This window comes from Thiomicrorhabdus heinhorstiae, assembly GCF_013391765.2.
GTDB lineage: Bacteria > Pseudomonadota > Gammaproteobacteria > Thiomicrospirales > Thiomicrospiraceae > Thiomicrorhabdus > Thiomicrorhabdus heinhorstiae.
The window spans coordinates 46,625-61,326 of the sequence record NZ_JACBGI020000001.1 but is presented as its reverse complement, the minus strand read 5'-3'; the positions used below and the strand labels follow the sequence as shown (position 1 = coordinate 61,326).

The window sequence follows — 14,702 nt, the reverse complement described above, 5'->3', positions numbered from 1 at the left end:
AACAGAAACTTCTTGAAACGGAATTCAAGTTATTTCTACCACACAGGTTAAGGTTTATGTTTGCTAATCTCTCACTCAAATACAAAATTTTTATTACCGCAGTCGGTATCGGTCTGACGGTTGCAATCTTTGAAGGCGCCACCAGTTACTTCAGTAATGTTGTTCCGGTCAAAGAACGTGTTGAGAAACAGATGATTCAAAAGATGGACAGCCTTATCCGCGCAGAAATCGACTTTAAAGTGCAGGCCGGGATTATCGGATCAAGTGCGATCTCAATGGAGACTAAAATCATCGAGGCACTTCAGGTAGAAGACCGGGAAGAGCTGGTTCCCATCATCTCCGGCGTCCGCGACCACTATGCTAAACAGACTGATTATAAAAATATCGGCACACAGATTATGACGGCCGACGGTCGTTCGTTGATTAAGTCCTGGGACCCTGAAAGCTGGGGGCAGGATTTAACCAACAGCCCGCTGATTCAACGTGCTCTAAAGGAAAAGCATGCCTTCGGTTCTCTAGCGATCGGTGACCAAGGCGTTAGCGTGGTTGCCGTCTCGCCTATTTTCGATCATGCCAATAACGACGAATTTCTCGGCATGGCTTCTTTCAAGCAGGGCCTGAAGTCGGTCGTCAAAGATGTTAAAAAGACGGTTAACGGCGACTGGATTCTATTGATCGACCGCAACTACATTAAAAAAGTATACGGCAAAATGCCGGTACTGGACGGAAATACACCGGTTGGAACCCATTACATTCTGGCCAACAACAACTGGTTCAACCCGGAAGCGATCAAAACACTGCAGAGCGACTATCGTGAAATCAACGGTCAGGAGTCAGCGGTTTACCTGCATGGCCACCAAGTCATCGTCAATATTCCCGCCTACGACGAAGACAGCCATGTCATGGGACGCCACGTTTTCTTGATGGATGACAGTGAATATATGGCACCGATCCAGCAAGCCGAATTTGCCGCCTGGGAACAGCTTATCGTGCTTTCACTGGGCATTATCGCCCTCAGCTTGATTATCGTATACACAGTGATTCGCCTGGTAATCCGCCCACTAAGTGTAGTGCAGCAGCAAACCGACAAAATCTTAACCACCGGCGATTTCAGCTTGCGCATTCCGAACGTTTCCAAGGATGAGATCGGACAAACCGCCGTCGCCATCAACACTTTGCTTGGTCAGGTCTCAACCGCTCTGGACGAGGCTAACGACAGTGTCGCTGCTATGGCTAAAGGTGATTTCACCCAATGCATTCGTGGCGAATATCAGGGCGACCTGCACGCATTAAAAACCGGCGTAAACCAAAGTATCGATACTATTCAGAAAGTGATGGACGGTATTTCGCACATGATGCAAGCATTGCGCGAAGGCGATTATCAGTTCCGCCTTTCTTTGGAAACCAAGGGCGACTACGCGCGCATTATCAATGATGTACAGCATGCAATTGCGGAAACCGATGCCATTATCTCGGATATCAACCGGGTTATGACCGACATGCAGAACGGTCGCTTCCAATCTCGTGTTGAAGCCGATGCCAACGGACAACTGGAACAGCTAAAAGAGCGCATCAATACCTCTTTAGAGTCGTTGAATAATGCGATGAATGACATCATTCGTGTTGTCGGTGCGCAAAGTGAAGGTAATCTGACTCTGTCTATCGACAACGATTACCAGGGTGACCTGGCAACTCTGAAAAATGCCATTAATCAATCGGCAAAGACCCTGTCTGAAAGCATCGCCGTAGCGGTAAATGCCGCCAACAGCGTACAACATGAAGCCAACGATCTGGCCAAAGACGCCAATGACTTGAGTGGGCGCATTCAGGAACAGGCCGCGGCGATCGAAGAAACCTCTGCAACGATGGAAGAGATGAATTCGGCCGTGCAGAACAACACGGAAAACGCTCACCGTGCTTCACAGGTGGTACAACAGGTTCAGCACGAAACCTTGCAAGCCGATCAGGTAATGAAACGAACCATCGAAGCGATGAACGGTATTCACGAATCGAGCAACGAAATTTCCGATATTATCAGCCTGATCGACAGTATCGCATTCCAAACCAATCTGCTGGCGTTAAATGCCGCGGTGGAAGCTGCGCGTGCCGGTGAACACGGTCGCGGATTTGCGGTCGTTGCCGGCGAAGTCCGTGCTCTGGCGCAAAAATCTGCCGAAGCGGCCAAGGACATTAAGAACCTCATCGATGCCAACGTCGAACGTATCGGGCAAGGGACCGCTCTGGTAGACGAATCCGGTCAGGTCATGCAACAAATTACTCAGTCGATTTCCGAAGTAACGCGCATGATCCAACAGATCAGCCATGCTTCTTCGGAACAAGCGGAAGGCGTCAATCAGGTTTACCAGGCCATCAGCGACATCGATTCCGCTACCCAGCAAAACTCCACTGTGGTAGAACGCACTTCGGCCTCAGCAGCGAAAATGAATCATCAGGCCTCTGAATTAAGCATCAATATGGCGCACTTTAAAACCTAACCCCCCCAACCAAACGCTCCTTAACGGAGCGTTTTTCGTATTCGTTCAGTCGCTTCCAGTCGTTAATTTTTCCTGATAGGCATTCAATCTCTTGTACCACCCGGGTAGCCATCTGCGTTCGGCTTGCCAATCCTTTGCCAGACTGACTCTCAGGGCTAAACGGCTTTTTGCCGCGGAAACAAATTCTTCAAGCAGCTGGCCCTCTTGCATACCTTCGTGCCAGTTCATGGCCTGTAAAACCTGAATCAGCCCCCAACCTTCTCCTTGGTATCGCTCTTTAACAGAATCACCTAACCCTTTGAAATTGAAATAATCCACCACAGCCAAAGCACCTGACTCGAATGATAGTAAAGAGTTAAAACGCTTTTGCAAGTTGGTCTGCCCGACAAGCGCTTTGTTGCCGATTGCCTGTTGCCACTTCCTGAAAAAGCGAGTGAGGATAAATTCGCTTTGCAACGCCATGGTCTCTTTTAACCAGCCGCGAAAAGCTTTAGCCTGTTCCGAGCTCTGCCACAAAAGAAATTCGTCGCGATCTTTCCAGGGAGCATCCTGCAGCAAATTATTTCGTAACCATTCCGGTGCCGGATAACGCTCACTTACATAGGCCAGCATTTGAGGAAATGTCTCTTCAAACGCTGGATTCACTCCTTGAGGAAACCAGATAAAATGCCCGATTCCCAGTGATGGAAAGGCTTCATTTTCAGACCAGTAAAGCAGAAACGCTTCCTTAGAGGCGCATTCGTTTAAATAGATTCGCTGAGTCAGATGCTCTATCCAGGACGGAGGGAAATCCGATCTATGAGGAGTATTCAATACGAAAGCGTTATCTTGAGAATGGGCAACCGAATCTGTCGATTGAATGGTATCTTGCTGAGCCGATGCAGGCATACAGCAAGCAAAGATAAGACAACCGGCAATCCAGAGTTGCCGGCTTAAACGGATGGATTTCAAATCTTACCCATCATTCAGCTTGGTGGCTAGAATACCATCCATTTTGACAATCATCATGCGATACATTTCCATCAGATCGGGTACAACCGATTCCTGAACGGCTGGCATCGCTAAAAGCACTTCCGACCAATGTTTGCACTTTGGCAAACCTAGCAACAGATCAATCCCGCAAAGCTGCTTGATAAAATCCAAACGCATAAACAGAGGCGCAATAGTGGTGTCAATCAGGTGCAGCTGATCACCGGCAAAATAATCCCCCCCGCTATGCACACCTTCCAGTCGAGCCAACTTCTCCTTCACAGCAACTTGTTTTTGCTCGAACTCACCTTCTTCTTTGGCGGTTACCACACCGTGAGCGGCAAAAATAATTTCACTGCTAAAACTCATCCAGGCGCGATGCTTGGCTTTGATCAGGGGATCTTGCGGGTGCAGACTTGGCGGCGTAATTTCATCGACGAATTCCTGAATCACCGCCGACTCGAACAACACCTCTCCATCGGCTTTTAAAATCGGCACCTGACCTAACGGAGAAATCGCTTTAAACCATTCGGGAGGATCGTTGAGATCGATATAGGTAATATCAAAATCGACTCCTTTTTGCTTTAGCACAATCACCGCACGTTGCACAAAAGGACACAGTTTAAAGCTGACTAATTCAAGTTTCGATTGCATGACCCTCTCCTAACTAAGGTTCCTGTTTCTGGACATAGTGAATCGTCACTCCATCATAATGACTTGAACTTCAACTTCAATGCCCTGCTAGACAAAATAGTGATTTTTAAGCGGGGTGTAAATCGGCTCTCTCAGGGTCAATTCGCTTTCAAACAAGGTAATTCGGTCGACAAGCATCGGCATTTTGATAACGGCCAATTGCTCGGGAATATGCATGGAAGGCTGTTTACAGCGGACTTTTATTCGCCCGAGACTGATATGCGGCAGAAAATCGCGTTTTTTACCTTCCAAGCCCAGCGTCGCTAAATATGCTTCAAGCGAACTGAATAAGCGTTGGAGCTGAGTATTATTCTGCACGGAAACCACAATGGTGTGCGGATATGGACCGGAGGGAAACAATTCGACCCGATCGAGTTCAACTTCAAAACAAGGAAAGCCGTTTGCAAACCACGAATCCATCGCTTGAATCACCTGCTCGATTTTCTCTTCAGGCACATTCGCCCCTAGAAAATGTAGAGTCAGATGAAAGTTTTCCGGCAGAAACCACACGACCTGTTCGGCTCCGTGCTGCTCCTGCAATTTCTGCTGCACCCCTTCCAACATCCGGGAACAAGCAGCATCAATAGGAATAGCAATAAAGCTGCGCATAAAATATTCACATAAATTTCTGTGCGAGAATTTATATTCGGTTCAGGACAGCAATTGAATATTGCTTGAATTGTGCTCCCGCATGACACAATATTGCAATCCGATTTAACCGCTACGGCTGCTCTCTTTTGAGCTTCCAGTCTGCCAATTTCATAATCACCGGTTCTCGACCATTCTCCCTGAACCAGGAATCAACCGCAAACTGCTGCCGACTCTGATTCTCTTGAATAACGGCTGTCCAATGTATGTCAAAAAATAACGGACTGCGCACCACCTTGTCCCGAACATGGTGCCATTTAAGCCAGCCCTTTTTCTCAAAAAGCGTCAAATAGGTTGTGGTATTGGTTGATTCGTCGACGCAATCCATTTGTCCGGTTTCACCGGTTCCCGAGTTTTCCGCCCTATCATTTCCGGTTCCAAGCACCCGCCCAGCAAAACGTTCCATCAAGGCAATCGCACGAGCCAGTTTTATTCGTTCTTCCTCAGGGGACTCTGCCGGAGTTTCAAACAGTTTAGTAATTTGATTCCATTCCGTACCCTGCAACCACAGCTGCGCGACTCTTTTACAACCATAATCATAACAAACAGATACTTGATTCAAGGTATTGAGCAGCGGAGAGCCGGGCGGATTCTGTTGAATGGCGCAACCACTTAAAAAAATGCCAAGTGCGACAGCGACACCCCAACAAGACACACTGTTTTGCCGATTAAAGAGACTCAATTTCAGAACCTTAATTGTAATCTGCCCGATGCACTCATTTGATTGAATAAGACGTATCTGCCTCTTTTTTACAGGCGATAACAACAATATCGTCTACCTCCTGGTAAGTGCTGTGAATCCCCTTTTCATCGGTAAAACTCTCGGTTTTGTATCCCACACGATGCCGGACTTCTTTCACAATGTAGTCATCAAAATCAATATTCAAAGTGTGATTCACCGAAGGCAACACCTGCGCATTGCGAATCTTGATTGTTTTCAAAAGATGCGGCGGTTCCTGATTATCAAAGGTTTGGATTCTGTAATGTATTGTCATCGTTAAGTTCTATTATTGGTTGATTAGCTATTCGTCTAAGACAAATTTTAGATTTGCTCTGCATTAACGAAGAGATTTTTCCCAAATCACATACTCGTCATTTTTAATCGCTACTTGTAATAAATCGAGTAAAGGCCCAGCCCGGTGCGACACGCTGACCGAGTCATCGTCCCAACTATCTCCGTTTTGTGCACTTGGACTGGAAACGGCCTTACTTAAGCTATTAAACGCCTGCTCTACTTCTTCATCCGTCAAGGCGCCCGGCACGATTTCACTATGCCCCATTAAGGAGATTAAGTTCAAGGCAACCTGATCAAAATAACTGACATCGGGATGATCTTTGGTTTTAAACACAATCAAGTTCATTCTCCTATAAAAAAAGCGAAGTGGTTACCCGACTCCGCTTTTAATTTTTGACCATTTTAGATCTTGTCCGCTTTGACAAGTTCTTTGAATTTTTCGTAGAGGGTTTCGTGATCCTCGACCCGATCCGGATCGGTAATAATCACGTCCAGCGGACAGACGCTGATACAGGTTGGGGTGTCGTAAAAGCCGACGCATTCGGTGCATAAATCCGGATTGATCTCGTAGATTTTTTCACCCATCGAGATCGCCTTATTCGGACACTCCGGTTCGCACATATCGCAGTTGATACACCCTTTCAGGATTTTTAATGCCATGCGTATTTCCTGCCCTGATTAAGCAGAGGCTTTAGCGGCAGCTCTATTAACTGCGTCTTTCGCTTCCTGCTCATCTTTGGCTTTGCGCGCTGCGGCGTCGCGTTTCACGTCTCCACCCCAAGATTCGTTACGCATAATCAGGCCGAACAGCAGTGTTTCTTTATCCAAGTCCTTGAACGGGTTCGGAATGCGAACCAGCCAGCCGGAACCTTTGGCACAATCAACCACTTCGTCGTGATGGGTCTGCATATGATCCAAGACCATTGAAACATTACCGGCCGGTGTCATAATCTCGATCGAATCGCCAACGCAGAATTTGTTTTTCACATCGATTTGCAGCATGGAACGACCGTCGCGCTCGACGACATCGACCACTTCACCAACAAAACGCTGACGCTCGGATTTGGAAACGCCGTATTCATAGTTTTGATACTCTGAATGCACGTGACGACGCAGGAACCCTTCGGTATAACCGCGGCTTGCAAGGCTTTCCAGATCTTCCAACAGGGAACGGTCAAACTCTTTACCGGCCAGAGCATCATCGATCGCTTTACGGTAAACCTGGGCGGTACGCGCCACATAGTAATGCGATTTGGTACGACCTTCGATTTTCAGAGAGTGGACACCCATATCGACTAGCTCGGGGATCAATTCCACTGCGCGCAGATCTTTGGAGTTCATAATGTAAGTGCCGTGTTCGTCTTCAAACGCCGGCATCAATTCACCCGGACGCCCTTCTTCTTCCAACAGCATCATCTGATCGGTGGTTTCACCTTCGCCCAGAGTCGGCGCATAAGTATTTTGTTCCGGCGCTTCACGGCCGGTTGTCCCGGTCAAATCGGTAATATTATCGATCTGTACGTTATTCACCTGCACACCCACGACATCGCCGGATTCATCTTCTTTGGCTTCATAGGTGTTGTAATTCCAGCGACAAGCATTGGTACAGGTTCCCTGATTGGCGTCACGCTTATTGATATAACCGGACAGCAGGCAGCGACCGGAATACGCGATACAAAGAGCGCCGTGAACGAACACTTCCAGCTCCATCTCCGGCACCTTCTCACGGATCTCGCGGATTTCGGCAATCGACAATTCACGCGACAATACAACACGACGTACACCGTTGTTGTACCAGAATTTAACCGTTGCCCAGTTGACCGCGTTCGACTGCACCGACAGGTGAATTTCCTGCTCCGGATATTCGGCATGTACCATCGCAATCAACCCCGGATCGGACATAATCAGCGCATCCGGCTTCATGTCGATGATCGGTTTGATGTCTTTCATGTAGGTATTGACCTTGGCGTTGTGCGCCGCGATATTGGACACAACATAGAATTTCTTGCCTAATTCGTGGGCACGGGCAATCCCTTTGGCCAGATTTTCTTCGTCAAATTCGTTGTTACGTACACGCAAACTGTAACGCGGCTGACCGGCATAAACCGCGTCGGCACCATACGCGAATGCGTATTCCATATTCTTCAGCGTTCCCGCCGGAGAGAGCAATTCCGATTGAACTGCATTCATTTGAGTCTCTGCTTGCAAGGCAAATCTCCTACATGAAAGTTAAAATAAAAAGTGAATCGGGTATTTTACAATAAATCTGACAATTTTTCTTGCCATAACAAGTATTTATCGTCAATTTTCAGGCGCGCATTGGCCGGACTGGTTGAGGGCAGTGTTATCAACTGCAAAGCGGATTGGATCGAAGGGTCGAGCAACTGCTTTTTAAGCACTTGTGAGGTAAATAATTTTTCCGCCGCCTGACCGTTAAAAGCGACATGTTTTAATTGCGGAAAACGTTCAAAAAGCGTTTGAAAATCGTTTGCCTGCGGCGCTTTGATTGCCGAATCCAAACTGCCTTCACGCTCACAGAATTGCAGGACATCCCACAGCAGAATGCCGAGCTGCCGACAGGCTGCAATTTTATCATCAACCCCTTTCAGTTCACGATTGACCATGCGACCGATAATCGGCCAAAAGGCGTTACGCGGATGGGCATAATAAAACGCCTCTTCAAGAGAGGCGACGCTCGGCATGGTTCCCAGAATCAGCAAACGGGGTTGCGGCGGAATGATCGGCGAAAATCCCTGACAAAAATATGCCGATTGCTGCAGGTTACTCCCGTCGCTCATACCAGCTGAAACTTAACCTAATTCGATATAGGAAGTCGTTTGCTCTTCGGCGAATTCGCCAACCGGACGCGCCCACAGGTCATATTCGTCGGCGGCAACAATCTCAACTTTGACGAACTGACCCGGCTGCAGGTGGAAACCATCTTCGATAAACACTAGGCCGTCGATTTCCGGTGCGTCCGCCATAGAACGGGCAATCGCTCCCTCTTCGTCGATTTCGTCAATCAGAACCTGCATGATTTGACCGACTTTGGCCTGCATCTTATCGGCGGAGATACGCTGTTGGGTTTCCATAAAACGTTCCCAGCGATCCTGCTTGATTTCATCCGGCACCTGCTCGGCTAAATCATTGGCAACCGCACCTTCTACCGGCGAATATTGGAAACAGCCGACTCGATCCAATTGCGCTTCTTCAAGAAAGTCCAGCAGATCCTGGAACTCTTCTTCGGTTTCGCCCGGGAAACCGACAATAAAGGTGGAACGAATGGTTAGATTCGGAACCTGTTCGCGCCACTTTTTAATTCGTTCCAACGTCTTCTCAACATTACCGGGACGCTTCATCGCTTTTAGAATACGCGGATTGGCATGCTGTAACGGCATATCCAAGTACGGCAGAATCTTACCCTCAGCCATGAGAGGAATAACTTCTTCGACGTTCGGGTAAGGGTAAACATAATGCAGACGCACCCAGAACTCATCAACCCCACCCATTTCGCCAAGCGCTTCACACAGACCGACCATAGAGGTTTTGGTCGGACGACCTTCGGCAAATTCCATTTTGTATTTCATATCGACGCCGTAAGCGGCCGTATCCTGCGACACCACCAACAGTTCCTTGACACCGGCTTCTTTCAAACGCTTGGCTTCGGCCAGAACATCACTGACCGGACGGCTGACCAGGTCGCCACGCATCGACGGGATAATGCAGAAAGTGCAACGGTGATTGCATCCTTCGGAAATTTTCAGATAGGCATAATGTTTCGGAGTCAGTTTGATTCCCTGCGGAGGAACCAGATCGATAAACGGATTATGCGCCGGAGGCGCAATCACCTTATGTACTGCAGAAACGACTTCTTCATAAGCCGCCGGACCGGAAACGGCCAGCACTTTGGGGTGCACTTTCAGGATTTCTTCTTCACGTGCGCCGAGACAGCCGGTCACAATTACCTTGCCGTTTTCTTCCAAGGCTTCGCCGATAGTATCCAGCGATTCCTGCACGGCACTGTCGATAAAACCGCAGGTATTAACGATGACGGTATCCGCATCTTCATAACTATTGGTTAAGTGATACCCTTCGCTGCGCAGTTGGGTCAAAATTCGTTCGCTGTCTACGGTTGCTTTGGGACATCCTAAACTGACGACACCGACGGTTGGCTGCTGTCTTGACATAATTGCATACTCTAAATAGATTCAATTTGAAATTGCGCCTATTGTACCCGATTATGCCGCTACGCCTCAAAAAACCGGGCGTGATCAGCGATTCAATTCAGAGGCTAAAACGTTTAATGATCCGATGGCAGAGAGACGGCAATTTGCGTACCCTGAAACTTTTGCGCAGAAGTCTGCAAGCAGCTCTCAAGATGTTCGCACTGCATGCAATTTTTTGGATGGCATAAACGCAAACATAAAGCGCGTACAACATCACGCGAAGCACTATCCAGACACTTCAAATCACTTGGATGCAGTATTCCTGCTTCAAATAATTTGCTCAAATGCCTTTCATCCAGACTGATATTAATTTCCATAACTTCATCCTTTATCACTACGAAGCAAATCGCTTGTAAAACATACGCTTAAGATCCTTTTCTCAAACTTGATTACCTCTTATCTTACCTGATTTAAAAAAATAATTCTAATAGAAATCATTATCAATTAGATTGACTTATAAATAATTATGGCTAACATACGCAAATACGAATTGTTATTACTAACAGAATTAATTTTATCAGGGAGATAAGATAATGATGAAAAACAAGCTGACTGCCGGCTTAGTATCCGCTGCACTTTGCGCAACATTAGGTTTTGCTTCTACAGCTGTCCAAGCCGACGAAAACCTGCTTGGCTATACAGCAGGGGCCGAAACATTACCACAAGGCGCCAAAGAAGCTTACCTATGGATCACTCACCATGGCGATAAGAGACGCGGAGATTATCAGGCGCAAAGCGTACGTGCCGAATACGAATACGGTTTGACAAACCGAACCAGCATTGCGGCTTACCTGAATGCCTACCGTCTGGATTATGATTGCGGGGTCGGCTGTGCCGGTCCCCTATCCGATCCGGAAATCTCCGGTTCACAGCAAAGTTTTGATTTGAGCGGCGTATCTGCCGAAATCAAGCATATGTTGCTCTCCCCTTATGCAGACGGTCTTGGTGTCGCTCTTTACGGTGAATTGACCTACGACACGGTCGACAGTCTGACCGGTGAGAAAGGTCAAGGCTGGGAATTGGAAACCAAATTGATCCTGCAAAAGCCTTACCTCGACGGACAATTACAATGGCTGACCAACTTGGAACTGGAAGTGGAAAGCTGGAAAGCGGACGGACAAAAAAGCACTGAAATGGCAATTGCACCACGACTTCGCAGCGGTGTTTCATACCGTTTTGCTCCTAAGTGGTACATCGGTGCCGAAGGCTGGGTAGACCAGGAAATGCTTGATCCAACAGACGGAACCTGGACATTCGATCACTGGGACGCTTTCGCGGGACCAAGCATCCACTACGGCAGCAAAGATTGGTGGTTTACTCTGACCTACGCACAACAAATCGTTGGAACCGACGAAAGTGACGATAACCGTAACGGTCTGCACCTTGCTGACCACGAGAGTTATGAAACACGCCTAAAAATCGGTTATAACTTCTAAAATTTGGAATGATTGGGCTATTTCAAACTGAATGGCCCAATACATCTGGAATTGAACAGGCGGGACCCTTCCCGGTTTCGTCCTGTTGCCAAGACTTCCCCTTCCCACTCGTAATTTCATCCAAACCTTTCTCACCCAAACCTGCTAACAGCCATCTTTATAAAAATAAATATAATAAAAACTATTCTCATTTATATTGACTTTCAGATCAACAGCCTCTAATATATCAAGAAGACGAATTATTCTTATTTATATTTAAGAGATCAAAAGTCCTGACTTTCCCTTGCTGGATTCCGCTCTCCTGATACCCAGGGCTTTGAGTTCTTAATGTTAAAAGGAATTACGTAAAAGGTTATTCATGGTTCAACATACTGAATATTTTTCCATTTTCTCCTTAGGTTCAAGCTTAGCCCCCTTGACCTCCAAAGAGAAAATATCGGGAAATTTATTCAGCCATGTACAGGTTCCGCAAATCCATTCTGCCTTCAAGCGCCACCAGCTTCATTGCGATACGGCACGGCATTACGGATCTAAGAAACCCCATATTTCTGGAACTATTCGCCATGAATTTTTGGGATGCGTCAGAGTATTCCGATCAAACCGATACCGATCGTTATTTGATCGGAAACATGAAGTTGGAGTCAAGACTTTCACTTGACTCCCCTCTTTTTCAACACATTCTTTACGCTCGATTGCCGAGCGAATTCATTTAGTCATAAGCAGCATTAGCTGTTCGATATATAAGATATACAGGATCGACAATGAGATCGTTCTCACCTCTGTTTTTCATTCCAGTAGCCGCAATATGCACACCGGCGTACGCTGTGGAATACCTAACTGTCGAGCAGGCGCAAAAAGCCCTGTTTTCCCAAGCGGACCATTTCGAAGAGGCCTTTCTCGAACTGAATGAAGATCAACGCGACCAGATTAAAGATTTGAGCGACGTTCGCCAGCGCTGGAAAACCCAAAAGATGTGGAAAGCCTATCAAGGTTCCGAATTTTTGGGGTGGTTCATTGTCGATAAGGTGATCGGCAAACACGAATTCATCACCTACGCGACGGCATTAGATCCGAACGGCGGCGTCCTCTCTATCGAGATCATGGATTACCGCGAAAGCTATGGAAGCGAAATCACAGGTGCACCCTGGCGCGCCCAGTTCAAAGGCATTCAAGATCCGAACACGATCAGATTCAATAAGAACATCGCCAATATATCCGGGGCGACGCTCTCCTGCCGTAACGTCAGTAATGGCGTAAAAAGGTTATTGGCCATTTATCAACTGTTTTTAAAACAAGCCTGATATGACAACGCAATTAATTCGCCGTATGCGCCCACTGCTTGGGACTTTTGTAGAAATCAATGTCTATGCTTCTCTCGACAAACCGCAAACCGAGCTGGCGATTCGCAGTGCCTATGCAAAAATCGAGCGTATTCAAAACCTGATGAGCGCCCATGATCCGGCAAGCGAGCTAAGCAAACTGAACCACAGCAACGGAGAATGGGTCCCGTTATCTCTTGAAACCAGCGAAGTTCTCAGTCTCGGGCTCTACCTGCAAAATAAAACACAAAACCGTTTTAACTGTTTCAGTAACGCTTTTTTGGCTGATGAAGGCATTCTGCCGAACCTGCAGCCGACAAAAACGGCACAAATTCTTTCCGAAAACACTACACTTGTTGCCGAAGATCTGGAGATCAAAGGTCTGAAAGGTCGAGCAAAACGACCTCTTTTAATCAGTCTTGACGGCATTGCAAAAGGCTATGCAGTCGACGCCGCTGTCGAAATACTCCAGAAGCATGGGATCGAATCCGGCTGGATTAATGCCGGAGGAGACAGCCGTATTTTCGGCGACACGTCTTTGGAATGCATCCAGAGCAGCCAGAAAAATTTACAACCACTCTCCTCGCTCGGGCAACTCACCAACTGCGCGATTGCCACTTCGGAAGTCAGCGACAGCGAAAACCTATCCTACCCATCAAAAATAATCGATCACAAGGGCATCAGCCCTCCAACAGCAACCGTCACGATTATTGCCAAAAAAACCTGGCTGGCAGATGCTTTAACCAAGGTGTTTTTATTAACACCGCCTGAAGAGCATAAGCAGTTGGCACAAGTCTTCAAAGTCGATTATCATTATCGACTTCATTAACGACTCCTTCGCCGGTTAAATAACAACGAGCCGATTCAGACCTGCAACATGGGCAGTTGAATCCTGCGGCGGATAGCGAGTTTCTGTACTCCAGTATTAAATTAAGATATGAACGGCTACCCTAAAGGCTTTTTAATTTTTGTCACCGCTTTCCTGATAGCTTTATGGTTATCAGGTATTCTGCTGCTACCTTCGGTTGCGGTTTTTCGACTTGAATGGGATTACGACTGGCTGATGGATTTACCCTTCAGCAGCGGAGATTTGCGTCATACCATTACGACTCTGCATGCGATCTTTGCCTGGAGTTTTACCGCAATGGTCGGTGCAATCTGGACGATTCATATGCGCGGCCACTGGCGCCGTCGCGAAAATCGCTTTAGCGGCGGCCTGTTTTCGTTTTTATGGATTGCTCTTTTCATTTCGGCCTTGGGAATTTACTATTTCGGAGACCCGGATAATTCCCTGTACAGCAGCTTGATTCACAGCGCAGTTGGTTTGATGATCCCGCTTATGTTATGGCAACACAAGCGGTCCGGGGAAAAAGCGGTCGAACAAAACCGCTCTCCATCTAGAAAGGTTTGAAGACAACCAGAAACAAGATTCCGAAGGTCAAAAATAACGGTAATTCGTTCATCCAGCGATAATATTTTCCGTTATGCGTCAAACGGCCTTCTTCCATCTCTTTGACACGTCCTTTGCTCCACATATGGTAAACCAGCATCAAAACCACCAAAACAATCTTAGCGTGCAGCCATCCCATGCCCTGAGCAACCGGGAAATAGGCCAGCCATAGCCAGATTCCGCTGCCGATCGCCAGCATCATCATTAACGTCATGAATTTATAAAGCTTGCGCCCCATAATCGCCAGGCGAATCACCTCATGCCCCTCTTTTTGCCCCTCAACAAAGTGTACGAAAATCCTCGGTAGATAAAATATTCCCGCCATCCATGACATCACAAACAGAATATGAAAGGTTTTTAACCACAGCATAGAATCACTCCTTATTTCTATCCGACTAAAAGCATGCAGCCTGTATTGGTTCGCTGTATGATACCTTGTTGACAATATTAA

General features: G+C 47.2%; 17 protein-coding genes. 5 read left to right on the top strand and 12 right to left on the bottom strand.

The genetic code is table 11. The annotated features are described in order from the left end of the window. Positions 1-56: 56 nt before the first annotated feature. Positions 57-2,495 carry a methyl-accepting chemotaxis protein gene (locus tag H8792_RS00360; protein WP_194947156.1) on the top strand — a complete coding sequence of 813 codons (2,439 nt, stop codon included), beginning with the start codon at positions 57-59 and terminating at the stop codon, positions 2,493-2,495. A gap of 45 nt (positions 2,496-2,540) precedes the next feature. On the opposite strand, the gene H8792_RS00355 is transcribed toward H8792_RS00360, so the two are convergent. The 11 genes from H8792_RS00355 to H8792_RS00305 form a co-directional block, all read right to left on the bottom strand. After that, entirely contained in the window at positions 2,541-3,383 is an 843-nt protein-coding gene (locus H8792_RS00355) for a hypothetical protein (protein ID WP_194947155.1), read from the bottom strand. 66 nt (positions 3,384-3,449) lie between these two features. Then, positions 3,450-4,118: a glutathione S-transferase family protein gene (locus H8792_RS00350; RefSeq protein ID WP_194947154.1), complete on the bottom strand. Its 669-nt coding sequence runs from the start codon at positions 4,116-4,118 to the stop codon at positions 3,450-3,452. An 87-nt stretch (positions 4,119-4,205) separates the two neighbouring features. Further along, positions 4,206-4,766 carry an RNA 2',3'-cyclic phosphodiesterase gene (gene thpR, locus H8792_RS00345; protein ID WP_194947153.1) on the bottom strand — a complete coding sequence of 187 codons (561 nt, stop codon included), beginning with the start codon at positions 4,764-4,766 and terminating at the stop codon, positions 4,206-4,208. A 112-nt stretch (positions 4,767-4,878) separates the two neighbouring features. Continuing rightward, positions 4,879-5,487, bottom strand: coding sequence for a hypothetical protein (locus tag H8792_RS00340; RefSeq protein WP_194947152.1), 609 nt, complete (start codon positions 5,485-5,487; stop codon positions 4,879-4,881). Positions 5,488-5,521: 34 nt separating this feature from the next. Further along, on the bottom strand, positions 5,522-5,800 hold the full coding sequence (locus H8792_RS00335) for a hypothetical protein (RefSeq protein WP_194947151.1): 279 nt from the start codon (positions 5,798-5,800) through the stop codon (positions 5,522-5,524). Between the two features lie 63 nt (positions 5,801-5,863). Beyond that, a complete protein-coding gene (locus H8792_RS00330) occupies positions 5,864-6,166 on the bottom strand; it encodes a DUF1840 domain-containing protein (protein WP_194947150.1) in 303 nt (100 codons plus the stop codon). Between the two features lie 56 nt (positions 6,167-6,222). Further along, positions 6,223-6,480, bottom strand: coding sequence for a YfhL family 4Fe-4S dicluster ferredoxin (locus H8792_RS00325; RefSeq protein WP_194947149.1), 258 nt, complete (start codon positions 6,478-6,480; stop codon positions 6,223-6,225). A gap of 18 nt (positions 6,481-6,498) precedes the next feature. Beyond that, positions 6,499-8,010 (bottom strand): prephenate-dependent tRNA uridine(34) hydroxylase TrhP, encoded by a 1,512-nt coding sequence (gene trhP / locus H8792_RS00320; RefSeq protein WP_194947148.1) that lies wholly within the window; start codon positions 8,008-8,010, stop codon positions 6,499-6,501. A gap of 65 nt (positions 8,011-8,075) precedes the next feature. Further along, positions 8,076-8,618, bottom strand: a complete 543-nt coding sequence (locus H8792_RS00315; protein WP_194947147.1) for a DNA-deoxyinosine glycosylase — start codon at positions 8,616-8,618, stop codon at positions 8,076-8,078. A 12-nt stretch (positions 8,619-8,630) separates the two neighbouring features. After that, a complete protein-coding gene (rimO, locus tag H8792_RS00310) occupies positions 8,631-10,007 on the bottom strand; it encodes a 30S ribosomal protein S12 methylthiotransferase RimO (protein WP_194947146.1) in 1,377 nt (458 codons plus the stop codon). Positions 10,008-10,120: 113 nt separating this feature from the next. Next, positions 10,121-10,363 (bottom strand): hypothetical protein, encoded by a 243-nt coding sequence (locus H8792_RS00305; RefSeq protein ID WP_194947145.1) that lies wholly within the window; start codon positions 10,361-10,363, stop codon positions 10,121-10,123. A gap of 216 nt (positions 10,364-10,579) precedes the next feature. Between H8792_RS00305 and H8792_RS00300 the strand changes: the two genes are divergently transcribed. The 4 genes from H8792_RS00300 (at position 10,580) to H8792_RS00285 (ending at position 14,212) form a co-directional block, all read left to right on the top strand. Next, positions 10,580-11,482, top strand: coding sequence for a DUF6662 family protein (locus H8792_RS00300; protein WP_194947144.1), 903 nt, complete (start codon positions 10,580-10,582; stop codon positions 11,480-11,482). A gap of 824 nt (positions 11,483-12,306) precedes the next feature. After that, positions 12,307-12,783, top strand: a complete 477-nt coding sequence (locus H8792_RS00295) for an FMN-binding protein (RefSeq protein ID WP_324187578.1) — start codon at positions 12,307-12,309, stop codon at positions 12,781-12,783. 1 nt (position 12,784) lies between these two features. After that, positions 12,785-13,630 carry an FAD:protein FMN transferase gene (locus H8792_RS00290; protein ID WP_194947142.1) on the top strand — a complete coding sequence of 282 codons (846 nt, stop codon included), beginning with the start codon at positions 12,785-12,787 and terminating at the stop codon, positions 13,628-13,630. Positions 13,631-13,738: 108 nt separating this feature from the next. Next, positions 13,739-14,212 carry a hypothetical protein gene (locus H8792_RS00285; protein WP_194947141.1) on the top strand — a complete coding sequence of 158 codons (474 nt, stop codon included), beginning with the start codon at positions 13,739-13,741 and terminating at the stop codon, positions 14,210-14,212. Here the strand turns inward: H8792_RS00285 and H8792_RS00280 are convergent. Beyond that, complete coding sequence (locus tag H8792_RS00280) at positions 14,199-14,621, bottom strand: CopD family protein (RefSeq protein WP_194947140.1); 423 nt, start codon at positions 14,619-14,621, stop codon at positions 14,199-14,201. The genes H8792_RS00285 and H8792_RS00280 overlap by 14 nt on opposite strands. Between the last annotated feature and the right edge of the window lie 81 nt (positions 14,622-14,702).

Excerpts from the sequence above, each read along its gene's own strand:
- H8792_RS00355 (WP_194947155.1), bottom strand. The coding sequence starts at position 3,383 with ATGCCTGCATCGGCTCAGCAAGATACCATTCAATCGACAGATTCGGTT.
- thpR (WP_194947153.1), bottom strand. The coding sequence starts at position 4,766 with ATGCGCAGCTTTATTGCTATTCCTATTGATGCTGCTTGTTCCCGGATG.
- H8792_RS00325 (WP_194947149.1), bottom strand. The coding sequence starts at position 6,480 with ATGGCATTAAAAATCCTGAAAGGGTGTATCAACTGCGATATGTGCGAA.
- H8792_RS00335 (WP_194947151.1), bottom strand. The coding sequence starts at position 5,800 with ATGACAATACATTACAGAATCCAAACCTTTGATAATCAGGAACCGCCG.
- trhP (WP_194947148.1), bottom strand. The coding sequence starts at position 8,010 with ATGAATGCAGTTCAATCGGAATTGCTCTCTCCGGCGGGAACGCTGAAG.
- H8792_RS00350 (WP_194947154.1), bottom strand. The coding sequence starts at position 4,118 with ATGCAATCGAAACTTGAATTAGTCAGCTTTAAACTGTGTCCTTTTGTG.
- H8792_RS00360 (WP_194947156.1), top strand. The coding sequence starts at position 57 with ATGTTTGCTAATCTCTCACTCAAATACAAAATTTTTATTACCGCAGTC.
- H8792_RS00280 (WP_194947140.1), bottom strand. The coding sequence starts at position 14,621 with ATGCTGTGGTTAAAAACCTTTCATATTCTGTTTGTGATGTCATGGATG.
- rimO (WP_194947146.1), bottom strand. The coding sequence starts at position 10,007 with ATGTCAAGACAGCAGCCAACCGTCGGTGTCGTCAGTTTAGGATGTCCC.
- H8792_RS00315 (WP_194947147.1), bottom strand. The coding sequence starts at position 8,618 with ATGAGCGACGGGAGTAACCTGCAGCAATCGGCATATTTTTGTCAGGGA.
- H8792_RS00330 (WP_194947150.1), bottom strand. The coding sequence starts at position 6,166 with ATGAACTTGATTGTGTTTAAAACCAAAGATCATCCCGATGTCAGTTAT.
- H8792_RS00300 (WP_194947144.1), top strand. The coding sequence starts at position 10,580 with ATGATGAAAAACAAGCTGACTGCCGGCTTAGTATCCGCTGCACTTTGC.
- H8792_RS00285 (WP_194947141.1), top strand. The coding sequence starts at position 13,739 with ATGAACGGCTACCCTAAAGGCTTTTTAATTTTTGTCACCGCTTTCCTG.
- H8792_RS00305 (WP_194947145.1), bottom strand. The coding sequence starts at position 10,363 with ATGGAAATTAATATCAGTCTGGATGAAAGGCATTTGAGCAAATTATTT.
- H8792_RS00290 (WP_194947142.1), top strand. The coding sequence starts at position 12,785 with ATGACAACGCAATTAATTCGCCGTATGCGCCCACTGCTTGGGACTTTT.